Origin of the sequence: Leuconostoc falkenbergense (genome assembly GCF_045801155.1) — a bacterium.
Taxonomy (GTDB): Bacteria; Bacillota; Bacilli; order Lactobacillales; family Lactobacillaceae; genus Leuconostoc; species Leuconostoc falkenbergense.
On sequence record NZ_CP174386.1, the window covers coordinates 957,388 to 980,426 of the forward strand.

Sequence of the window (23,039 nt, forward strand, 5' to 3'; positions counted from 1 at the left end):
AAATGATAACTAACGGATGACCTGAAAGGCAACAATTTGGTATATCATATATTACAATAGGTATAGTGAAAATCAATAACTATAACATAACAATAATGTTGGTGAAATACAAGCTCAGTGTTTTGAAATAAGATGAAAAAAGAGGGTGTCATGGCTTTTAAAATATTTGTAGTCGAGGATAATCATGAAATTGTGAATTTGTTAAAAAAATCATTATCAAGTTGGGGATTTTTAATTGAAGCGTGCCATGATTTCAATCACGTCAAAACAGAAGTAGATCATTTTGCACCGCATTTAATTTTAATGGACATTAATTTACCTTATCATAATGGCTTTTTTTGGACACAAGCAATCCGAAAGGATAGTGTGGTTCCAATTATATTTTTATCAAGTCGTGATGACAACACAGATCAAATTTTAGCAATGAACTTTGGCGGTGATGACTATGTCACCAAACCATTTAATATTGAATTGTTGATTGTCAAAATTAATGCGCTTTTGCGTCGTGAATATACGTTTGTGTCTGATCGAAGCGTTCTAAAATTTCAAGATTTTAGTCTAGATATTATTGATGATCAACTCAAAACGGGAACACGCTCAGTAACTTTGACCAGAAATGAAACCAAGTTGTTACACTTGTTGTTTAGTCATCAATATCAAGTGGTTTCTCGCGAAGATATTATGTCAAATTTGTGGGACAATGATATCTTTATTGATCGTAATACATTGTCGGTGACTTTAGCACGCTTACGTCAAAAAACAGACTCAATTGGATTTGCAAAGTTTTTGGTCACGGTTAAAGGGAAAGGGCTATCGTTAAATGATTAAAAAATGTCTGCAATCAATCTGGTTATTTTTGATGGATTATTGGTATTTTTACCTGATTTTTGTCTTCATTTTTGGCGCTTTATTTTGGAGCGTTGTGATGCGCTCTCTAGATATTGATGCTGTAATCGATGCACTTTATGTGGGCTTGTATTTTTTATTTGGCATGACATTGTTATTGTTTTGGCGATGGTTCCAAACACGAAAAATTTTAAAAAATGTTTTATCCGATGAGCGATTGTCAGTCGATAATTTAAGCTTGCCAGCGACTTCTTCCGTGGCTCACTTGTATCAAAATTTGCTTAAGCAACAAACGCTTGAGCATAAAAAAGTGTTAGCCAATCAGGCTAACGCCATGCAAGACATTCAAGATTACTATGCCATGTGGGCACATCAAATTAAAGTGCCACTGTCTGTGTTAGATTTGATGAATCAAACCAATACGATTGAAAAATATGAAACGAGTAATCAATTGCTCATTGTGAATCAATATTTGAACATGATGTTGCAATTTATTCGCCTCAAGAATTTACATCAAGACTTGACGTTCAAACCTATCTATGTGCAGGCAATTGTGCGTGATGTGATTAAATCCTACAAATTGTTTTTCATTCGCCAAAATCTATCAGTTTTAATTACGGGCGAAGATTTTACAGTTGTGAGTGATCCTAAATGGATTCAATTTGTATTAGAACAAATTATTTTCAATGCGATTAAGTATACATCACAAGGTTGCATTCAGGTTATATTTGAAAATCATCATCAAGTAGTGATTAAAGATACTGGTATTGGCATTGCAGCCAGTGATTTACCAAGATTATTTGACAAAGGTTATACGGGACTAAATGGTCGTCTTGAAAATAACAGTAGTGGTTTGGGGCTGTTCATGGTGAAGCAAATTTTAAGTGAGCTTGGACATGATATCAAAATTGCGTCGGTGGTGGGGAGCGGCACCACGGTAACAATTGATTTTAAGCAGACAAAAACACAAGCTTACGAAACTGTAAGCTTTAGTGACGAGGTGTAAGGCAACTCACCTCTTTTTTCATTTAAAATGAATATAGACATAACAAAGGGGAAATTCATTTTATGACATTACTAAAAGTTGAGCATCTCAAAAAAGAGTATCGAGGTAAATTTAAAAACAATACGGTTACGGCATTGGCTGACGTCAATTTTGAAGTTGAAGCTGGTGAGTTTATTGCAATCATGGGCGAATCTGGTTCTGGAAAATCGACGCTATTAAATTGTATTGCAACATTAGACAAGCCAACAACAGGGACAATCATGCTTAACGATGAGGATCTAACCAATTTATCTGATAAGGCATTGGCAAGCTATCGACGTGATCACTTGGGTTTCGTTTTTCAAGATTTTAACTTACTAGACACAATGTCAGTCAGAGACAATATTTATTTACCACTCGTTTTGGCAAAAAGGACAAAAGATAAATCAGAAAAACTGCACCGATTAGCCGAGCAATTAGGCATTCAAGGTTTGCTTAACAAATATCCATTTGAATTATCAGGCGGACAAATGCAGCGAGTGGCGATTGGCCGTGCTTTGATTACCAATCCAGATATTTTACTCGGGGACGAGCCAACTGGGGCACTCGATTCAAAAAATGCGGCTGAAATTTTGTCACTGTTTAGGAAGTACAATGAAAGTAATCAGACAATTCTGATGGTCACACATTCAGCTTTAGCAGCCAGTTGTGCCAAGCGCGTTTTATTTATCAAGGATGGTATGGTTTTTCATCAAATTTATCGTGGTAATCGTAATGATCAAGAAATGTTAATCACGATTAATGACGCCACAACAAATTTGTTTGGGGGAGCAATGTGACATGTTATATTGGAAATTAGCTTGGCAATCAATTATCAAAAATAAGTTAGAATATTTACCTTTTATGTTGGCTGGTACTGCTGCGGTGGCTTTGAACTTGGTCATTCAATTATTGATTTATTCAAAAGGTGTTCAAACACTAAGAGCTAGCAGCTCAGTCATTGAGCTGCTCATGTTTGGACAAGTTGTTATTGGTCTATTGTCTGTCATTTTTTTGCTATATACATATAGCTTCTTGAATAAACGTAAACAATCGGAATTCGGCCTGTTCAGTATTTTGGGGATGCAAAAAAGAGATCTCATCAAAATTAGTTGGCGACAACAATTGATCAACTACATGATTGTCACAGTGATTGGGCTTGTAACTGGCGTGCTGTTTAGTAAACTATTATTATTGCTGTTTATTAAATTAGTTGGGGGCAATAACTTTCAACTCAACATTGCTTGGGGTGCAATCATTTTTGTGATGATATTTTTTGCCTTAGGATTCATGCTACTGCTGTTGAGTGATATTTGGGTCGTATGGCGTTTGAAAACAATATCGCTCTTACAAGCGTCACAAAAGGTCGAGCGTGAACCTAAAAGTCATTGGTTATTATTTGGTTTAGGCATTTTACTGTTGGCATGGGGATACTATATTTCATTGACTGTGGACTCGCCATTAAAGGCAATGAGAATGTTTTTCTTAGCTGTAATCATGGTTGTGATAGCGACATATTTGCTATTTATTGTGGCATCTACTATTGTGCTAAAAACAATGAAAAGGCACACCAATTACTATTATCAAACAGATCATTTCATTACTGTTTCTAATATGTTGTTTCGAATGAGACAAAATGCCACCGGCTTGGCAAGTATTTCGTTGCTCACTACCATGGCATTAGTTGTGATTGTCACGACCGTATCAATGTTTGTAGGACAGCAAGATTATGTCAATAAACAATTTCCACGTGATGTTATGATGACTAATGTGGCTAATCAAAGCATATCGGAAAATAAGGTGAAACAAGCTGCTGCTGATAATGATGTGGCGCTCAGTAAAATGTATCACATGGAAATTAGTAATCCAATCATGGGCTATTTAACCAGCAGCGGTCATGCAATGCCGTTAAGTGGTACAACAGTTACAAGAGCTGATAATTTGTCAGACTTTCTATTTATGACGATCCAACAATTTAATCAGTTGACAAATCAACATGGTGAGACATTAGCGGCAAACGAAGTCTATGCTTATGATAGGCAAGGTACATTTAAGAATAATACGATCAAATTCTTGAATCAAAGCTATCATGTCAAAAAACATTTATCTAAAATCGATGGCGTGCCAAGTATGCAAGCTAGCATGACTCACTCAATGATTATTGTGATACCGTCTAAGACTGTGACAGACAAAATTGGTTCAGCATTCAATGATTTGGGTGAGAATAAACAATCTATTTCGTATACTAACCAACTTTTATTTGATATCAAAGGCTCAGACAAGCAAAAAGACAAGTTCTTAAAAACATTTAAGGGTGAACAAAATATTATTGTTGACAGTAAATCAGAAACCATGTCTGTGTTAAAAAGTTTCTATGGGGGATTCTTCTTTATTGGTTTGATTTTTTCAATTAGTTTCATCATGGCGACAGGACTAATTATTTACTATAAGCAAATTTCTGAGGGACGTTCAGATAAGAAGCAGTTTGACATTTTGCAAAAAGTAGGTATGTCTCACAGCGAGGTGAAACATACGGTCAAATCACAAGTTGTATGGGTATTTGGATTGCCGGTCGTGGTTGCAATTGCGCACCTATGCTTTGCAATGCCAATGATAATCAAAATACTGCAACTATTCGGTGTTACGGTAGGGCCAGTGGTTTATACAACAATGGGTCTTACGATTGCTGGGGTCGTGCTAATATATTTTGGTATCTATCTGAAGACATCAAAAACATACTTTAAACAAGTAGCACGAAAATATTAAATCGTAATGAAACACGCCATTTAAATTATTTTTCATTTTTAGTCATGATGAGGTTAACACTGAGTCGTGGCTTTTTATGTCTGTCAAAACATGCTAAAATCTAAGGCAAGTAAGCGGAGGATAAAAACGATGGTAGCACAAAAAGTGGTTTTGATTACAGGAGCTAGCAGTGGTATTGGTTATCAAACAGCTAAAAAATTAGCGGCTCAACAGTTCAAAGTCTATGGTGCGGCTCGACGTGTAGACAGGCTGGCACCATTGGTTCAGCTAGGTGTCTCACCAATTTACATGGATATCACCGATGATGAGGCAATTACTAAAGCAGTGGCACACATTATTGAGGTGTCTGGGCGAATTGATGTTTTAATCAACAATGCTGGGTACGGATCCTATGGTGCCATTGAAAACGTGCCTATTTCGGAGGCTAAAAAACAATTTGACACTAATTTATTTGGATTAGCCAAATTGACACAACTAGTCTTACCTTACATGAGAGCGCAACAGTCTGGTCGTATTATCAATGTTTCCTCGATGGCTGGTAGAATGACAACTTATATGGGTGCTTGGTATCATGCCACAAAATATGCGCTAGAAGGATTTAGTGATGCGCTGAGAATGGAAGTAAAGCCTTTTGGCATTGATGTCGTGCTCATTGAACCCGGTGGTATTAAAACGAATTGGGGTATAATAGCGGCTGATAATCTTAAAAAAACGTCTCAAGGAACAGCTTACCAAGAACATGCTTTAGCGGCATCAGAACGTATGAGACAACTTTATTCATCAGATAAGCTAACTAACCCAGAAGTGATAGCAGATACAATTGTGAAGTCTGTCATCAATAAACGCACAAAAGCAAGATATTTAGTTGGTTACGGTGCCAAGGCATTAGTTGCGTTACATACTATTTTGCCAACACGCGCGTTTGACAAGATCATTCAAAAACTTGTTTGATAGTGTCATCAATATCTTTTACGGATTAGTTGTCTGGTTTAGTGGCATCCAAGTATTCTTCAAATCGAAAATTTTGTCCTAAACTAGCGGAGGTTGTTGTGTATGATCGGAATTGATAAAGAAGGGGCTGCCACTTGGTGACATCGATGTGATTATTGTCGTATAGGATTGATGTGTCAACGAAAATGCTTTTAATTTTGCAAATAATGATGGCAAAATCATCCTGAGGCGCAATATTTTCAATGGCTACTTCAATTCGAATTGGGCATTCACGTATAGCAGCTGTTTTGACGGTTGCGCTGGGAATTTTAGTAAAACCACCAAGCTGGAATTTGTCAGAACAGTATTGATAACCCATCATTTTTTTATTACGATCAATATGTGATTTCCCAGTTGTTCTTGCGATACGCTCGATATTGGCCCATATTTTACTGTCGGCAACGTTGATAGTTGCCTCTTTCGTTATCAGTATGTTTTTATAGGCTTGCCCCTCTAAACTAATGCCCAGCACAACATGGTTGTTTAGCGTCCAAGAGGAGCTGATAGGCGAAATATTATCTTTGCCATCAATACTTTGTGTTGCTAAAATTGTGACTGGAAATCCATAGTAGAGGCTGTCTTTGTGAATTTGTTTGAACATTTTGCTGTCATCCTTTTCGATATGATACAGTTATTTTATATGAAAGATTGTTCGATGCGCATCGATATGTTTTTGAAAGGAATTTTATGACAGAACAAGGATTACCAAATATGATTGATGTGACTAAGTTACTTGCTGATCAATCAAGTCTAACGATCCTAACATTTCTCATGGATGGCCGATTTCACACAGTTCATGAAATCGCCAAAGTTGCCACGATAAAGGATCAAACAGCTTCTTATCATTTAAAGAAATTTTATAATGAAGGCTGGTTGGACTATTATAAACGCGGTAAGTTCGTTTATTATCAGTTGAGTAATTTAGATATTGCACATTTAATTGAACAATTAATGGTGATTAGCCCTAAAAAATTGACACAATCATATCATCAAAGAGTGGCTCTTAATAAAATTGCTTATTGCAGAAGTTGTTATAATCATATGGCAGGCAAGGTGGGGGTTGATTGCTATGACTACTTAATCAATTCCGGTTTCCTGGTGGGATTTCAAGATGAATTACAATTAACGAGTAATGGGCAAGAATTTTTTCAATCATTAGGCATTGATATTTCAAAAGAAAAAAAGACGCGAATTTTATTAAACCATGTTTGGATTGGACAGAACGCCGTTTTCACTTATCTGGTCGACTGGGAAGGCTGCTTTTGGACAAATGTTTAGCAGAAGGATTAGTGAAGAGAAATAGCGAAGATCGTCATCTAACTGTTACAAGTAAAGGTGAAATGATGTGGGATGAATTAAACAAAAATAGACGCGTTTCTGGTGATTTTGTTGAATAAAAAACAACCTGCTAACAATGCCGAAAGTTAAAGTAACTTTGGGGGACTGAAATTAGTGGCAGGTTGTTTTTTAATTGAGTCAATACCTTTTCCTATGAAAAAGGATCAGACTGACTATCTCTAATTCGAACATATTCAATGTCGCGAGCGACATTGTCAGCAAAATCACGTGTTGTGACATGTTCTAGAAAAGCAAAGCTCATATCAATGCCAGCCGAAACACCAGATGAGGTGTAAAATTTATCATCCACTGTCCAACGTGCGTGTCGTTGCCATAAAATTTTAGCATTTAAACTGGTTACCCAATTAAATGCTAATTTATTAGACGTTGCGCGTTTCTGATCAAGCATGGTTGTCATTGCCAACAGTGCTGAACCTGTGCAAACGGACAAGCAGTAGGTTGATTTATCAATTAAAATTTTCAGTTTTTCAATAAAATTTTTGTCATTGACTAAGCGCCTCGTACCAGGCCCACCAGGAATTAAAAGAACACCACTCGTGTCAATTTCTTCATCAGATAGTAGGTCAACAATAGGCAAACCATAACTAGTAGTTGCACGCTTATTCGACAAAGTAAAATATTGAACGTTAAACTTTTCTGCATGTAGAAAAACCTCCGCCGGACCAAAAACATCTAGGGGTTCGAATTCGTCAAACAATAAGATATTGATATCCATCATAAGCCTCCTGTAAATATTACGTTTAAGTTAGAAAAACAAAGAAGATTAGAATTGCTGTTAAAATGAGACGGAAAATATGATGTTGAAAATGAAAACTTTTATTTTTGAGACCATTTGTGATAGCAGTGAGTTGAAATACGACTAACACAATGACAGCTGTGTTTTTGAACCAATCAATTGTTTGAAAACAGGCAATCAATAAGATAATGGCACAAATGATGTTGAGCAAATTAGGGATGCGTGCTGAAGAGTTGATTTCTTTAATTGACGCAAAAGCCATCAAAAATGCGTACAGGCAAATAATCACTTTTACTAAAATTGTTAAGAACAAGATGTGTCCCACTTTCTATACACTATTATAATTTTAATCTAAATTATAACGCACTTAATCTTATTTTTATACAAAGAGTTTATTTTTTTGCACTAACGACATATTGGCAACAATATTGTTGACTATTTAATAGATGGAAAAATGAAATTAAGATATAAGATAAGTTAGATATCAACATGATCATTCATTGCCACTTGCAATGGTAGATGATTTGATTGATAATGATATTTAATTATCGTTATGAGTGCTAGTTTAAGTGTTTTGTTTTAAAAAAGTCAAAGGGGGTTTGCATTGCAATGAGTGAAGAACTAACAACAGTTTATTTTGTACAACATGCGCGACCAGATTATAGTTGGGAAGATGACAGAAGTATGCCACTGACAGTTGAAGGAGAAGCAGATGCCGTTGTTGTGGCAGAAGTATTGAAAGATGTTTCTTTTGATTTCTGTATTTCCAGTCCTTATATGCGTACAAGGCAAACAATTAAACCAATATGTGACCAAAAAAAGTTAACATTAAAAATAGATGAAAGATTAAAAGAAAGAGTAAGGGGGGAACTAGGAAATCAGGGGGATGAATTGCAGCGACAACGCTGGTTGGACTTTGACTTTCATGAACCACTGGGTGAATCAATGAATAGTCTACAAAAACGTAATATAAGTGCATTAACCGATATATTATCACAGCATATTGGGCAAACAATACTGTTTTCAACTCACGGTGCAGCATTAAGCGCCATTCTCAATTTTTACGATGATAAATTTGGTTATCAAAATTTTAAACGATTGGAGATGTTCACGCCGTATATTTTGAAAGTGACATTTGGCACAAATCAAAAAGTCATTGCTCAAAATGAAGTGTTGGTGATCGATAAATCTAAAGGGCTGGATTAGCCCATTATATTGTAAAAAGAGACGCTAATGTCTCTTTTTTGTTTGTTATCAAAAAAACAATGTGTCGCTGAAAAGCATTGTTATGATTGGACATTATGTTGTTAACTAACCTATTTTTCTACAATTTTATCAAAAATAGAATATTATGTTATTAAAAATGATAGATGGTCAAAGTGATAAATGATAATATTGTTGAATAGTCTTGAAGGGGCTATTAGAAAATTTTTCTCAGGGGGAGATATTATGAACTTCAAAAAAATATTGATTGCATTTGCAATCGCTTGGACGGTAACTGGTAGTCTTGTTGTACCGGTAATTGCATCTGATGATCTATACGGTTTTCAAATGAAATTAGGTATGTATCAAGAAGAAGCATCAACGGGATACCATTATCGCCAAACAGCTTCGAACGCAAATCCTTGGAAAGTAGGTGTTTATACCTCAGCGGAAGGTAACGGATCTTATTATAGAGCATATTTGATGGGACAAAAAAATCGTGCTGCGGCCTCACCATTTGCAACTGTTTATACAGGACCCCGTTATCCTTATGTCTATACAACTGCAAAAGCAAATGCCAATAAAACGAATGTCAGGCTAGTAATGTTTAACCCGGAATGGACAAATAAAATTGCGCCATATATCACTGGTGCTTGGGATGAAGAGACTTGGTAATTAAGTCATGTTAAACTACAGTCTGAATCGTATTATACAAACGAAACAATTTTTAACCATAATGTTTATCATGTCTGTTATCACCATTTTTGATGCTATTCTGCATGTAATGATGCTGAACGGATTTTCACTAGCTAAATCGATGTGGTTAAACACCTTTATGGCAAGCAGTCTTGGTGGCATGTATGGACACATGTTAACTACTTTTCTTCTTGGCTTATACCCGATATGGTTGTTACTAGGAGCAGGTTTCTCCATATTGAAAGATTTTAAAACAGGACAATCATATAACGTTGTGAGTCGAGTCGGTATTGCAAAATATTTAAGCAGTCAATTTATTGCTGCTGGTTTAGCAGGAACTATTCTTTTTGCAGTACCTTTGTTATTGAATTTAATTGTCATTTGGCTCATACGCTTATGTCCTCTAAAAACATTTGATGGGCAAATGATGTTATTAATTGACAAATCACGTTTACCTAACGTAGATAAATATCACTTTGTCTGGTGGCAATTAGAAAATCCAGCACTAACATTTGTGGCTTACTTATTTGTGTTTTTGATATCAACTTTTGTAACGACGATGTTTATGGTTGCTATTAGTTTAGTGTTTGGCAATTTTTATCAAATTTTAACTCTGGTTAGCTTAGGTACGATATTATTGGGCAGTCAAATGTTCGATATTGGCAAAATGTTACAATCTTTTGCCCAACTAATTACGTGGCAGAATTGGTTATTTAGTTGGTTGTGTCTTATCGCGGCATTTGTAGTATTTAATAGCTTGATTTTTCTTTGGCGTTGTCATGGTGAGTTAGCATGATTAACGAAAGAAAATTTTGGTTTTCTACTTGTGCTTTGCTTTTTTTCTTTATTTTTTTTTTTGTTTTAAATATGAGTTGGGAAGCAATAAACTATGATGATTGGTTAAGTTTGGAGGTGCTTAATAGTGGTAATTATTTTCAAAACTGGTCTTGGCAAGTCGTATTGAGCGTTGCATTTTTACTCTACTGGCTTGTCAATTATGAAATTCCGGTGCAAAAGATGATGCGCTTAGAAACACATAAACAAGTTGGTCAAATGTTAATGAATAGAATACTTGGAATTTCAGGCGTTTTTGGTTTTATATATTGGGCAATACCTTTCTGCAGAATAATCGTATATGAAACGACTTTGAAACAATTTGTTCTATTTTCTATTTGTTGGAGTTGTCAAGTAATCATTTCAGTTTTCTGGGAAGTTTTAGTGTTTCAACTGGTATTGATTGTGCACATATATTTGCAGAAAAACATTATCTTAACTGGATTGTCAGTTCTTATTATTATTGTTCTATTGTTGCATGTATGGCCTTTGAATCAATCTTTATTTGCAGACACCCAAGTTACAGCAATGATCCGAAATAATAACTATCAATCCGGTGTGGTGAAGTTTGTCAGCACTGCTTTGCTTATGTCTGTCCTTTTGCCGATTTTTCGACTAATTATCGGTCAGAATATTTGGAAGTTAGAGTGGTACAAATGAAAAAAAGTATATTTATTTGCATTGTAGCAGTAGTAGTGATGTTGAATTTTCTTTTACAGAAAAATAATACCTTAGGTTATTTTATTGAAGATGCTACGAGTTCTTTAGTAGCAAAAGTTACATGGTTTGGTTTAATTTGCGCGCCATTATTGTGCATTGTTGGAACTATTGACAAATGGCATAATGGATCGTACCTCAATCAGCTAGTTAGAACTGTAAAATTATACAGTTTGGTCATAAACATCTATTTTATAAACATATTACGTGTTTTTGGTATTGTATTTGTTAGTTTGTTAATCAATACATTGATGACAGGTGTTAATGGTACGGAAGAAGGTGTTTTTAACTTATTTGTTAGCTATATGTTTTATACATCGATCTATATGGTATTTGAATTATTATTTAGTAGTACTGTAGCTGTATTGTCAATGTGTGCTCTTTTGTTGTTTATCGCATTAGGTAAAATCAAGCTATCAATATTAGGTACACTTGTATTTCAACCTGATACATGCATCCATCAGACAATGCTCACAGTATGCATGACAATGACTTTGGTAACAGTGTTTTGGCAATTGTTAAAGCAAAAAGAATTTTACGGTAAAGGAATTTAGACATGATTGTAATCGAGCAAGCTACTAAGAAAATTGGTAGGAATACTGTGTTAAAAGATGTTAATCTAAATTTTAAAGAGGGTACAATTTATGGCCTTCGTGGTCGCAATGGTGCCGGCAAAACAATGCTACTTAGAGCAATTGCTGGATTGATTAAATTAGATTCGGGTCGCATACTAGTGAACAATCAGCAAATTAGGAAAGAAATATCATTCCCTAAAAGTTTAGGTATTTTAATTGAAAATAACAATGTTTTACCAGACTTCACTTTGAAGAAAAACTTACAATTATTGGCAAAAATTAAAAAAATTGCGACTGATGAAATGATTGACGATGCAATCTTAAGAGTAGGGCTCAATCCTAATGACAAACGCAAAGTTCGGCAATTTTCATTGGGCATGAAACAACGAGCTGCCATTGCGCAAGCCATTTTTGAAAAACCAGATTTAATTTTATTAGATGAGCCAACTAATGCTATTGATGTGGAAGGTGTCAGAGAAATGCGCAAGATATTTGAGTTGGAAAAAAAGCGAGGGGCTAGTATTATTTTGGCTAGTCATAATCCAGAAGACCTGAATGTCTTAGCTGATGAAATTATTGTCATGGCAGAAGGGAGAGTGGTTAATGAGAAGTAGTAGGAAATCTACCACTTGTATATTTGCGATTATACTGATTTTATTGTTCGGTACGATATTGGCTAACTACGTGTATGGTAAAAAAAATAAAAATATAACTAGAAAATATGTTCAAGGGTATCAATCAAAACATAACAAAAATAAGGGTCAGCGCAATAATTCAAAAAATCCTGCTCGGCCATTTACATTAACTGGACCAATAACTGGTGGTAAAAGTTTGAAAGAACTAGGTTATATGCCAGGATTTTATGATGTACATTTAACTGGTAAAAACACAGAATTTTTATCGTCAAATGGTTTATCTGACCAAAAGGACGAGTATGGTCGCTTGCTAAATAATACTGACCCAATGACTTTAGAAAAGGGGACTAAAGTAGAATTTACACCTGCTAAATTTGCTAAATTGAAAAAACAAGGACAAAGTTATATCATCACAAATCCAGGCAATTATTTACCAGACATTCAGATACCAGCTGGTGAGTACCAAGTTACTTACCAAGGTGACTTAATTAGCCAAGAAATCTGTTCGACTGCAAAGGCAGGGTCAGTACTATCCCTGTCAGTGACAACCTATGAAGGAACAGTTATTCCGAAAAGCACACAGGAGGATAATTTTAATGTAACACTATATGAAGCACAGGGGCGTGATTCTGGTAATAATAAGGGCTGGCTGTCGGTGCAAAAGAATCGTTTAGTAACTGTATCAATGATGAATGTTGCTGATAAAAATGTCGCAATTTTTTTAACACCAACTACCAGAAGTATCACTAATTGATAAGACTTTGGATTCAAAACAGAGTTTTGATCTGGACGAATAAGCAAATTGTTGGTATTTGTTCAGTTAGAAGAATATACTAAAGCCAATCGATTTATCTATCAGTCGATATCTCACATAAATTATCATGAAGGAGATTGAAATGACAAAAACTTATGACTATGATGTTCTCTACATTGGTAGCGGTCACGGGACTTTCGATGGTGCTATTCCACTTGCAAAAACTGGTAAAAAGGTTGGTGTTATTGAAACTGATATGATTGGTGGTACTTGTCCAAATTATGGTTGTAATGCAAAGATAGCGCTTGATGAACCTGTGGTGTTAAAAAGAGCGGTTGAGAGCTTAACTTCAATTACAACAGCAAATTTACAAATTGACTGGCAACAAAATGTTAACAACAAGTCACGTATTATTAAGCCTTTACCAGTCATGATAAGCAATTTATTAGTCAAATCTGGAGTGGAAGTTATAAATGGGTATGGTAAATTTATTGATAATCACACGATAGCAGTTAATGATGATGTCAAAACGGCTGAGAAAATTGTTATCGCAACAGGTTTGCATCCGCATCGATTAGAAATTTTGGGTAAAGAGCTGGCGCATGACAGTCGTGACTTCATGTCTCTGGAGGAGCTTCCAGAAAAAATTGCTATTATTGGTTCAGGTTACATTAGTATGGAATTTGCAACAATTGCTAATGCAGCAGGATCGAAAGTAACTGTCTTTATGCATGGTAACCAAGCGCTGAGACAATTTTATACACCCTACGTGAATCAAGTAGTCAATGATTTAGAAAAAAGAGGGGTTTCTTTTATCCAAAATGCTAACGTTTCCTCTTTCACTAAAACCGATCAATCGAAAGTAGTTCACTATGCTGATGGTCAAGAGCTGGAGGTGGATTTCATACTTGATGCAAGTGGCCGCGTGCCCAATGTTGACAACCTGGGCTTAGACAAAATTGGCGTGAAGTATAATAAAAACGGTGTTGAAGTCAATGGATTTTTACAAACCACTATTGAAAATATATACGCGTCTGGAGATGTTATTGACAAAAACCAACCTAAATTAACACCAACCGCCATTTTTGAATCCACCTATCTCTTTAATCTCTTTTCGGGCAAAATCAGTTCAGAAATACACTATCCGGTTATTCCATCTGTTGTGTTTACGTCACCCAGAATTGCAAAAGTTGGTGTCGATATTGATTCAAAGGAGTCTGAAGTTTATGAAATTCGGGAGAATGATTTGAAGAATGATTGGTATCGACAAGTTGCTAATGATAAGCTGGCTCAAAACCGACTTATCTTTGATCAACGACACCATTTGGTTGGCGTGACAGAAATTAGTGAACAAGCTGAAAATTCCGTTAATAGTTTATTGCCAGCAATTGAATTTAAGTTGTCTCCGTCAGATGTCAATCGGCTTGTTCATATTTTTCCTTCAATTGGTGCCGCAAGTTGGGGACAAATTTAGCAGCTTAAAAATGATTGTTTTGTTAGATGTTAATTCATTTGTTCATGGAGAATAATGGTATGACGAGACAAACAGATGATGAAGTTCAGAAGCAAATTTATAATTTAATTCTTGATCCAAGCACAAGAGAATGGGAACGGCAAATTCTTGTTGAGGCGAAAGATAATGCTAACGGCTTATCACCTAAAAACCAATTAGATCAGTTGAAATCTGAATTGAGACCTCTAGCTTTACGGCATAATTTGACACCAAATGTGATGGATTTTTATTTAACCATAACCGGTGAGAGACAAATAGATACGCATGATAAACTGATACGTCATTACCAAAATGATTTTTCATATCAAGAACGTGCCATTTTTGCAGGTGGGTGTTTTTGGTGTATGGTCGAGCCATTTGACCAATTGCCAGGTATTATTGCAGTTATTTCAGGCTATGCTGGTGGATCGATTGATCACCCTTCTTATGATGAGGTTTCTTCACAAACAACCGGCTATATAGAATCAGTTGAAATAATATTTGATTCGCGCCAAATAACTTATCAGCAGTTATTGCAAATATATTGGTCTTTGATTGACCCAACTGATGAATTTGGGCAATTTGACGATCGTGGAGAGAACTATAAGCCTGTGATCTTTGTAGTAAATGATAGTCAACTTTCGTTAGCACAAAATTCAAAAATGGAGCTGATTAAATCTAAACGATTCAAGAAACCAATTGTTGTTGAAATTCGTGAAGTAATAAAATTTTGGCCGGCTGAAAACTTCCATCAAGATTTTTATAAAAAGAATGTTCATCGATATCGCGCTATTAAGCGATCAAGGCAGATTTTTTTGACGCTTCAGCATACGAAAAATGCTATACGTCGTGTTTTTAAAACACGTGTATAGCATTTTTTATTTGAATAGAGATGAATATTATCATAACTTTAATTTATTGATATAATTTTAACCAATTTATTTTTGATGAAGTAGCTAGTGACATTGATTCGGACAATGAATGCTGTTATTATAATTTACATGATAAATCGGTTAATATCATAAAATACTTGTAAGACAAAGACAATTCGTAATCTTAACCAACTTGACAAATACTCGGTCAAGTTAGTTAGTTTACGATAAGATATGAAATTAAATTAAGATCAAGTTATTCTAACAATTATGATTGGTTAAAAAATTCGATTTTTTTAATTAGTTGGTTCCATGGTTACTGATTGGGGTCGATAAATTGGTTATTGTTAGCGTGTGCATTCCAAAGCTCTCTAGCAGCTTCAGCACCCATGCCGTGGGTTCGTGTATTAAGGTATTTAATGTATCCCTGATAGCTAGTTCCACCAATTCTTGGTATGTTATTGCCTGCAAATCCCAGAAAAATGACAACTAATATATTACCAGCTAACAATACCATATTTTTCAAAAAGGGATAACGCCTAGTGTTCTTAATCCAAAAATACCTAATTAACGCGTCAGCAATTAACATGATAAAAATGCCACCCAAGAGTATTGAAGCCAGATATGGGTGAGCATAATCATGCCATGTTGATGAAAAAAGTTTCTTACCAATCACTTTGATAAGTAATTCTTTATTGATTGTTTCTGACATCAGTTTACTCCATAGACTGTTAGGGTTCTCAGTATAGTTTAGTATGCTTGTATTGATGAATGCTACCAATAACAAATACTAGAATTCCCGACCAAATAAATAAAAATATAATGGCTTGATGTATCTGAAAATGTTCATGGAGAACAAAAATGGCCATCAAAAGTTGAATTGTAGGGTTGAGGTATTGCATAAAACCAAGTGTGATAAAGTCAGTATTTTTGTTTGCAATAGCAAATAATATCAGAGGTATTACGGTGATGACACCACTGCTAAGAAGTAAGGTAGTCACAAAGGAACCATTTTGTGTCAATGTGTATGGTGACAGCCATAAATAAATGATAGCTATTGGTGCTACACAGATTGTTTCAAGTGCTAATGAAATCGTTGCTGGGAGCGGAATTTGTTTTTTAATTAAACCATAAAAGCAAAAAGAAGCCGCCATTAATAATGTGTTGACTGGTAAACTGCCTGTCAGATAGGTAAGCAACAACACACCAATGATGACTAATAACAAAGCCACTACTTGAAATCTGAAGAGCTTTTCATGCAGAATGATGACGGCTACGGCAACATTCATAAGTGGCATAATGTAATACCCTAAACTTGCTTCAGTAGCCTGATGATGCGTGACCATATAAATATAAATAAACCAGTTGATGGCAATTAAAAAGGAACTCAAAATAATATAATAGATTTTACGGTGATGAATTAATTGTAAAGTTTCTTGCCAAAGTAATGACCAGTTTCGTTGAATAGTGAGCACAATAGCAATTGTGACGATTGAAAAAACGACACGATAAGCTAGCGTATCCATCGCTGGGACTGAATTTAATAATTCCCAAAAAATACTCAATGTGCCCCACAACACATAGGCTGAAATGGCTGAAATTATACCAACCCGCTTATTTTCCATTATTAACTCCTAAAATTTTATGATGTATTAAAAAATATAATACCATGTTCGACGGCTATTTATCGCATGATGTCTAAAAAATAGTCTCAGTCACATTATTAATTGTACTTAATTGATTGATGAGCACTACAATATTTTACGAATGATTTGATAGTCATTTATGTTTTGAATAAATATTTTGCTACTCAAAGAATGTGAGTAATTTATTTAGCGACATATCGGACAACTTGGATAAACATTTATAAATTTTTTCCACTTGGCCAATCATTTCCAAAAATTAATATTTGACTATCAAAGCACCCACGTTTGGAGGAAGTGGTTATTCCCCTTTTGCAGTGTTATCTATTGTGAAATAGTGTAGTGAAGTTTTGATTCGAAATAAGTAGTATTTTCATAAATTATAGTAATAATATGATAAAATCAGTGTAAGCGTTTACGTAAATTCATGTCTTTCTTAATATTATTACTGACAAGGAGTAACTGGGATGGGTAGCCAAAAAGAAAATATGTTAGCAGGAAAATTGTATAGGGTGGATCAAGAATTGTCTAATTTAATGAGTGATAACAAAAAGAAAATTGCTCAGTTTAATCAAGCGACGAGCGATGACGAACAAAACCGATTAATTCAAACAATAATTCCTAATTCAGAGGATTCAATTCACATCGAAGCACCATTCCATTGTGACTATGGCGATCACATTCATTTAGGTAACAATTTTTATGCCAATTATGATTGTATCATGTTGGACGTCAATCATATTTATATTGGCAATAATGTGCTACTAGGGCCGCGGGTTAGCCTATATACGGCAGGGCATCCCCTCAGCTCAGCGGTTAGAAATAGTGGCTTAGAGTTCGGAAAGAGTATTACTATTGGCGACAATGCATGGGTTGGTGGGAATACTATTATTAATCCCGGTGTGAAAATTGGGTGCAATACTGTGATTGGTTCGGGGTCTGTTGTGACAAAAGACATTCCAGATAATGTCATCGCAGCTGGTAATCCTTGTCGTGTGATAAGAAAAATTACGGAACAAGATGAGCTCAATTGGCAAACTCAGGCAAGAGAGATTAGTCAGGTGAAATAGTATTTTTCTTTGTATCGTTGACTCCTAGCTAAAGAGAGGTGGTTAAAATGGGTAAAACTAAAATTTTTACAGCATTGGGAAAACTAACTGCTGGTGCACTGATACCTGAAGCTTTAAATCAAGGTGTAAAAATATTGAATCGAGAACTGGGAAAAAGACAAGATTATGTTAAAATTCCAGATGTTACGGTGTTGCCAGTGGCAGAAGCTTCAAAAGTTTTGGATCAGTACGGGTTCCAACACGCGTTAATAAAAGCAACAGCAAGTCCAAAATATTCAAATAGTATTGATAATCAAGTTATCAAGCTAATTCCTAGGGTAAAATCCAATGTACCAGCTACAACTTTTGTGAAAGTTTATTATGTTGATTCTGAAGTTATTTCTGAAAGTATTGTCTTAGCAAATAAAATAAGTGAGATGAAAGCAATTAGAAAAGAAAAAAATCACAAAAATTTACAAAAGGTTGTACAACAAACATCAAAGATGACTGATAAGCTGACAAAAAAGCGTCATTTTAGAAAATGACGCTTAGCTGAATTGATATTTGAATCAGGTTAAAATCTGATTTTATATGATATTCACAATTATATCAAATTGTATTCTTAGTCAGCGTGTGACAGTAGGAAAGTTTGAATAGCGTGGAGAGCTAAGTCATATCGACCAGCTTGGCAGTGTTGTTCGCCGCCTGTCTCTTTTGTGAATACGATGGTTTCCAACGTGTTGGCATTAGATAACTCTTTTTGTTCTAAAGGAAGGTCACTAAAAGGAACATATTGATCGTCTTCACCGGCTAGTAGTAAAACATTTTGATTAACAAAATGGCCTATATTTTTGATGGTGTGTTTTTCAATTTCTTTCAGTAGTGTATATGGATTATCGGTGCCGGTGTTTTCGTATCCTTTTGTAAACAAGAAGCTAAGATTAGCATTCTCATACACCAATGGTGACACTAATTGATTGAGTTGGTCGGCTGCCTCTTTATTGAGTAGCTGGCGAATTTCTGCTTGTACTCCGTGATTAAAGTCTCTTAAAAATGTATTCAATCCGTCGTAGAAAAAATCAAAGCAGATAATATTTTTAATTCTTTTCTCAAATGCAGCAGCTCTAACAACAAAATAACCACCCCATGAAACACCCATTGCGTCAACTTCTTGTAAGTTGAAATAATCAATAACCGCACTTGCTGCCTTTTCAAAATAAGGCGTGAATTTGACACCATTGTCAATTAACGCGCGTCCTTGTCCAGGCCCGTCGAACAGTATGATATTGTAGTCTGTTCCTTTGAAGAAATTAATTGCAATTAATAGTTCCTCCATAAAACTATCAAATCCGTTGATTATAAGTAATGTTTTCTTGGCATTCGGATTAATTAAGACTTTGATTGCTGGTAAAAAGGTGTTTTGGTAGGGAACACGATAACTCTCATAATTGATTTCGGTATGTGCGTGATAAAAATTGTCTAGGTACTTATGAACTACTGAGGATTTGTTTTGATCATCTGTACTGAGATAAAATTGTGCAAGGCCAAAATAGGCAGAAGCAATCTGAAAATCTTCTTTTTTTTCACGCATAATACCCAAGTCATACCAAGTTTTGAACCAAGACTTGGTATTTTTCAGTTGAGGAATGGCCAGTTGGAGATCCTTTTTCACTTTTTGACTCTCTTTTATTCCCTCAAGTTGTCGATTTATCTGCAAATTCCATTGGGGATTACCATTAATGTACTCGTAAAACATGTTTCAACCTCTTTTCTTATTTGATATAGTTATTGTAATAAATAAGAAAAGTGTCCACAATTATCGAGTCAGCATAGTAATGTCCAATAATGGACAGCTTACTTTTTTGTGTCTATTGATGGACAGAAAGTCGAGAACATGTCTATGACAGATATCAGAATAATTAAAACAAAACAAAATATTGAAAATGCTTTTGTGTCTTTGCTCAATGAAACAAATTTTACATCAATTACTGTTAATGATATATGTAAACGCGCTTTAACTAGCAGATCAACCTTTTATCTACATTACCTAGATAAATACGATTTATTGGCCCAATTATTTGATCAACAGGTATCTTTGTTTTCGACAATTGTGGAGAAAAGATTTAATGGCTTAATTTTGGGTCAGCTTGAAGAAACTGTTGTACAATTCTACGACGAATTAGTAACAAGGCAACCGGTTATTCAAGCACTGTTTAAACTTGATGGCTCAGAATATAATTTGAAACAAAAATTTGAGACAATTTTATATGATCATTGGTTGGCATACCTTAATGAAAAAACCGATGTTAGCTACAAAGAACTAACTGCACAAATTGGTGCAAGTATTGTTTTCGATACGTTGAACTGGTCGTTTGTCAACGGCGTTAACCATGAAGCTTTAAGCTTTGTGGAAGACATTAGAAAGAAGATATTAACTATGTGATGAGTCTAAAATGGTGAATCGTGTGTTAGCAAATGTGATGAAACACATTTAGGATAATTGTCAGTAAATTTAAGAGCATGTTTAAAAATTCATGGCCAAAGTTGGATCAGGTATAGCAACATACGTCATCATAATTTAAGCATATTTAATAAAAATCCAGCCACCTAAAACAAAGAAAATTAGCAATGAGCCAGATCCTAATTGGACGCTACCTGTTAGTGCAGCAACTCCGCCAAACACGAGTGGACCTAGGACTGCAGAAAATTTACCAAAAATATTATAAAATCCAAAGAACTCACCGGAATAAGCCTGTGGAATAATTTTGCCAAAATAGGAACGACTGATGGCTTGAATCCCGCCTTGAGCTGAACCAATTAGAAATGCCATTATCCAAAATCCCCAAGCTTGTGTGATAATAAGTGACAACAGGCAAATGATTGAATAGATACTAATACCGGCCAAAATCATGGTACGTTCACTAAAACATTTAGTTAAATAACCGAAAATAATAGATGCCGGAAATGCCACCAGTTGAACAAATAACAAAATTGTTAATAATTCAGTCATTTTAATGCCTAGAGATACTGCAAATAAAGAAGCTTCGGTGATAATGGTGTTAACACCATCTATGTAGAAAAAATATGACGCCAAGAAACCGACAATTTTTGGATATTGGGCTAAATGTCGTAAGGTATTAGTTAAACGCTTAAAAACTTGCTTCAATGGATTATTTGGGACAGGAAGAGCGCTTTTTTGTTTGACAGTCAGCAACATAGGGATTGAAAAGATTGCCCACCATAGTCCTGAAAGGATAAATGCCAACATAATTGATTGGTGGGTCGTCATCAAGCCGCGAACTAAATAAAACAAAATAAACGGAATGACACCGCCCAAGTAACCTAAAGCAAATCCCCAACTAGACACAGTGGGCATTTTATTTGGGGATGTGACATCTGTCAGAAAAGAATCATAATAAATGTTAGCTACACTGAAGCCTATATTGGCTAACAAAAACAAAACAAGCAGCCACCAGAACCCGTTATTAGGGACCATCGCAAGTGAAAGTGTTGTCACGACACCTAGCATTGTAGCAATGAACCAAGATGGTTTTTTCCAGCCTTTAAAATCTGCTAATGCGCCTAGAATTGGTGAACAGATTGCCACGATTAACGTTGAAAATGAATTGGCGTAAGACCACCATGATGTTGTTTGTGCAGTTGAAAGATTGACATTATGCCCAACACTTTCTAGCCATAATGGTAGAACGGCAGTTACCACAATCAAACTAAAACCTGAATTAGCCCAATCGTAAAGCATCCAACCTTTTTCTGCTGAAGAAAATTTTTGTATAACCTTTGACATATCATACCTCTTAAAATAAGGTTATCAAACTCTTTTTTAATTCATGTATAGAATATGTCAAGGATAGTATGGTTATTTTTGTGAAGTGCGATCGTCGTTTAAAATCACCAATTATTTTCGGTGAATTCTCTTCTGAGAGGAGCGGGTAAATTATTGAAAACCAATAAATACGATTGCTTAATCATGGCATCAATTTCTTGATCTGATAATTGTTCGGTGTTAAGCTTTATCGAAATCCAGTGTCTTTTATTGACATGGTAACCAGCACTAATGTCAGGATACATGTCTCGCAGTTCACGGTTTGAATCTGGATCTCCTTTAAGTGTAATAATGGCTTCATCAGAGAGAGTGGGTGACATCAACCCAAACATTTTACCTGCCAAGTCAAAATAGATTATTTGCCAGTCTTCACGGTAATATACTTTTGCGTGTGGTAATTTTTGACCAAACGTCGTGAAGTGCTTAATTCTGTCTTTGTGTAGATTGTTTGTCATTTTGAGTTACCTTTCTGATTGTAAGACAATTATATAAAAATGCTTGTTGTAATAAGTAAGCATCACAAAACTTTATTTTGAAAAATTAGAGTATTGACATTGTATTTGCATTATCATATAATAATTCTAATATAAAACAGTGAAGAGATAAGTACTTACGAATGCATTTGATAGAGAACTAATGATTGGTGAAATTTAGTATTGTTGCAGTTTGGAAAATGGTCTTGGAGTTACTGTTATAGTGAGTGTATTGATTATATTGTAATCAAGAATGAGCTATAATCGGGTGCGCCCGTTATTGCGTCACCAATTCTCAGTGTTACTAAATGATGGATAGCTTCATAGTGCTTGATGATTGGAGATGAGTTGTATTTCAGTATCTGAAACACATAAATGTCGGGTGGTAACACGATTAGAGTCGTCCCGTGGTCCAAATAGTTTGGACTGCGGTTTTTTATTGCCACGTATTTAACTAAATTATTTGAGGAGTTGAGTATGGCTAATAGCATAAATTGGGCGTTTGTTTATATTACTAGCATTTTGAGTCAA

The 23,039-nt window shown here is 35.2% G+C and carries 26 protein-coding genes; 18 read left to right on the forward strand and 8 right to left on the reverse strand.

What is annotated here, in order from left to right; translation table 11 throughout:
- Positions 1-150: 150 nt before the first annotated feature.
- The 5 genes from ACI3ES_RS04700 to ACI3ES_RS04720 all read left to right on the forward strand — a co-directional run bounded on the left by ACI3ES_RS04700 (position 151) and on the right by ACI3ES_RS04720 (position 5,587).
- Positions 151-828, forward strand: coding sequence for a response regulator transcription factor (locus ACI3ES_RS04700; protein WP_317211139.1), 678 nt, complete (start codon positions 151-153; stop codon positions 826-828).
- Positions 829-925: 97 nt separating this feature from the next.
- Positions 926-1,852: a sensor histidine kinase gene (locus tag ACI3ES_RS04705; protein ID WP_242029748.1), complete on the forward strand. Its 927-nt coding sequence runs from the start codon at positions 926-928 to the stop codon at positions 1,850-1,852.
- 62 nt (positions 1,853-1,914) lie between these two features.
- Positions 1,915-2,670 carry an ABC transporter ATP-binding protein gene (locus tag ACI3ES_RS04710; RefSeq protein ID WP_114667255.1) on the forward strand — a complete coding sequence of 252 codons (756 nt, stop codon included), beginning with the start codon at positions 1,915-1,917 and terminating at the stop codon, positions 2,668-2,670.
- Position 2,671: 1 nt separating this feature from the next.
- Entirely contained in the window at positions 2,672-4,636 is a 1,965-nt protein-coding gene (locus ACI3ES_RS04715) for an FtsX-like permease family protein (RefSeq protein ID WP_260377977.1), read from the forward strand.
- 129 nt (positions 4,637-4,765) lie between these two features.
- Complete coding sequence (locus tag ACI3ES_RS04720) at positions 4,766-5,587, forward strand: oxidoreductase (protein WP_142511466.1); 822 nt, start codon at positions 4,766-4,768, stop codon at positions 5,585-5,587.
- A gap of 25 nt (positions 5,588-5,612) precedes the next feature.
- Here ACI3ES_RS04720 and ACI3ES_RS04725 read toward each other — a convergent pair whose 3' ends face one another.
- Positions 5,613-6,227 (reverse strand): flavin reductase family protein, encoded by a 615-nt coding sequence (locus ACI3ES_RS04725; protein ID WP_142511465.1) that lies wholly within the window; start codon positions 6,225-6,227, stop codon positions 5,613-5,615.
- A gap of 86 nt (positions 6,228-6,313) precedes the next feature.
- On the opposite strand from ACI3ES_RS04725, the gene ACI3ES_RS04730 reads away from it, so the two are divergent.
- Positions 6,314-6,904: a helix-turn-helix transcriptional regulator gene (locus tag ACI3ES_RS04730; RefSeq protein ID WP_181809852.1), complete on the forward strand. Its 591-nt coding sequence runs from the start codon at positions 6,314-6,316 to the stop codon at positions 6,902-6,904.
- 211 nt (positions 6,905-7,115) lie between these two features.
- Here the strand turns inward: ACI3ES_RS04730 and ACI3ES_RS04735 are convergent, their stop codons facing one another.
- A complete protein-coding gene (locus ACI3ES_RS04735; protein WP_220149539.1) occupies positions 7,116-7,703 on the reverse strand; it encodes a DJ-1/PfpI family protein in 588 nt (195 codons plus the stop codon).
- A 22-nt stretch (positions 7,704-7,725) separates the two neighbouring features.
- Entirely contained in the window at positions 7,726-7,983 is a 258-nt protein-coding gene (locus ACI3ES_RS04740) for a hypothetical protein (RefSeq protein ID WP_185912962.1), read from the reverse strand.
- 347 nt (positions 7,984-8,330) lie between these two features.
- Here ACI3ES_RS04740 and ACI3ES_RS04745 point away from each other — a divergent pair, with 347 nt between their 5' ends.
- From ACI3ES_RS04745 to msrA, 9 genes are all read left to right on the forward strand, one after another.
- Positions 8,331-8,927 (forward strand): histidine phosphatase family protein, encoded by a 597-nt coding sequence (locus tag ACI3ES_RS04745; protein ID WP_142511464.1) that lies wholly within the window; start codon positions 8,331-8,333, stop codon positions 8,925-8,927.
- A gap of 243 nt (positions 8,928-9,170) precedes the next feature.
- Positions 9,171-9,599 carry a DUF2712 domain-containing protein gene (locus tag ACI3ES_RS04750; protein WP_242029774.1) on the forward strand — a complete coding sequence of 143 codons (429 nt, stop codon included), beginning with the start codon at positions 9,171-9,173 and terminating at the stop codon, positions 9,597-9,599.
- A 70-nt stretch (positions 9,600-9,669) separates the two neighbouring features.
- Positions 9,670-10,416 carry a hypothetical protein gene (locus ACI3ES_RS04755; RefSeq protein WP_407632033.1) on the forward strand — a complete coding sequence of 249 codons (747 nt, stop codon included), beginning with the start codon at positions 9,670-9,672 and terminating at the stop codon, positions 10,414-10,416.
- Positions 10,413-11,114, forward strand: a complete 702-nt coding sequence (locus ACI3ES_RS04760; protein WP_142511462.1) for a hypothetical protein — start codon at positions 10,413-10,415, stop codon at positions 11,112-11,114. Before ACI3ES_RS04755 ends, ACI3ES_RS04760 begins: the two co-directional genes overlap by 4 nt.
- Positions 11,111-11,725, forward strand: a complete 615-nt coding sequence (locus ACI3ES_RS04765; protein WP_114667561.1) for a hypothetical protein — start codon at positions 11,111-11,113, stop codon at positions 11,723-11,725. Before ACI3ES_RS04760 ends, ACI3ES_RS04765 begins: the two co-directional genes overlap by 4 nt.
- Before the next feature lie 2 nt (positions 11,726-11,727).
- Complete coding sequence (locus ACI3ES_RS04770) at positions 11,728-12,360, forward strand: ABC transporter ATP-binding protein (protein WP_114667562.1); 633 nt, start codon at positions 11,728-11,730, stop codon at positions 12,358-12,360.
- A complete protein-coding gene (locus ACI3ES_RS04775; protein ID WP_260377978.1) occupies positions 12,350-13,135 on the forward strand; it encodes a hypothetical protein in 786 nt (261 codons plus the stop codon). Before ACI3ES_RS04770 ends, ACI3ES_RS04775 begins: the two co-directional genes overlap by 11 nt.
- A 142-nt stretch (positions 13,136-13,277) precedes the next feature.
- Complete coding sequence (locus tag ACI3ES_RS04780) at positions 13,278-14,609, forward strand: NAD(P)/FAD-dependent oxidoreductase (RefSeq protein WP_317211137.1); 1,332 nt, start codon at positions 13,278-13,280, stop codon at positions 14,607-14,609.
- A 59-nt stretch (positions 14,610-14,668) separates the two neighbouring features.
- On the forward strand, positions 14,669-15,499 hold the full coding sequence (gene msrA, locus ACI3ES_RS04785) for a peptide-methionine (S)-S-oxide reductase MsrA (RefSeq protein WP_142511459.1): 831 nt from the start codon (positions 14,669-14,671) through the stop codon (positions 15,497-15,499).
- A gap of 316 nt (positions 15,500-15,815) precedes the next feature.
- On the opposite strand, the gene ACI3ES_RS04790 is transcribed toward msrA, so the two are convergent.
- A complete protein-coding gene (locus ACI3ES_RS04790; protein ID WP_114667566.1) occupies positions 15,816-16,211 on the reverse strand; it encodes a hypothetical protein in 396 nt (131 codons plus the stop codon).
- 28 nt (positions 16,212-16,239) lie between these two features.
- Positions 16,240-17,124 (reverse strand): EamA family transporter RarD, encoded by an 885-nt coding sequence (gene rarD / locus ACI3ES_RS04795; protein ID WP_142511458.1) that lies wholly within the window; start codon positions 17,122-17,124, stop codon positions 16,240-16,242.
- A gap of 485 nt (positions 17,125-17,609) precedes the next feature.
- On the opposite strand from rarD, the gene ACI3ES_RS04800 reads away from it, so the two are divergent.
- Both ACI3ES_RS04800 and ACI3ES_RS04805 read left to right on the forward strand, forming a co-directional pair.
- Positions 17,610-18,212 (forward strand): sugar O-acetyltransferase, encoded by a 603-nt coding sequence (locus tag ACI3ES_RS04800; protein ID WP_114667568.1) that lies wholly within the window; start codon positions 17,610-17,612, stop codon positions 18,210-18,212.
- Between the two features lie 47 nt (positions 18,213-18,259).
- The gene (locus ACI3ES_RS04805; RefSeq protein WP_317211136.1) at positions 18,260-18,736 is read left to right on the forward strand and encodes a PASTA domain-containing protein; all 477 of its coding nucleotides are present in this window, start codon (positions 18,260-18,262) and stop codon (positions 18,734-18,736) included.
- Positions 18,737-18,813: 77 nt separating this feature from the next.
- On the opposite strand, the gene ACI3ES_RS04810 is transcribed toward ACI3ES_RS04805, so the two are convergent.
- Entirely contained in the window at positions 18,814-19,947 is a 1,134-nt protein-coding gene (locus tag ACI3ES_RS04810) for an alpha/beta hydrolase (protein ID WP_317211135.1), read from the reverse strand.
- Between the two features lie 144 nt (positions 19,948-20,091).
- Between ACI3ES_RS04810 and ACI3ES_RS04815 the strand changes: the two genes are divergently transcribed.
- On the forward strand, positions 20,092-20,634 hold the full coding sequence (locus ACI3ES_RS04815) for a TetR/AcrR family transcriptional regulator (RefSeq protein WP_114667571.1): 543 nt from the start codon (positions 20,092-20,094) through the stop codon (positions 20,632-20,634).
- A 135-nt stretch (positions 20,635-20,769) separates the two neighbouring features.
- Here the strand turns inward: ACI3ES_RS04815 and ACI3ES_RS04820 are convergent, their stop codons facing one another.
- On the reverse strand, positions 20,770-21,996 hold the full coding sequence (locus ACI3ES_RS04820) for an MFS transporter (protein WP_142511455.1): 1,227 nt from the start codon (positions 21,994-21,996) through the stop codon (positions 20,770-20,772).
- Positions 21,997-22,100: 104 nt separating this feature from the next.
- Positions 22,101-22,490, reverse strand: a complete 390-nt coding sequence (locus ACI3ES_RS04825) for an MmcQ/YjbR family DNA-binding protein (RefSeq protein WP_142511454.1) — start codon at positions 22,488-22,490, stop codon at positions 22,101-22,103.
- Positions 22,491-23,039 lie beyond the last annotated feature (549 nt).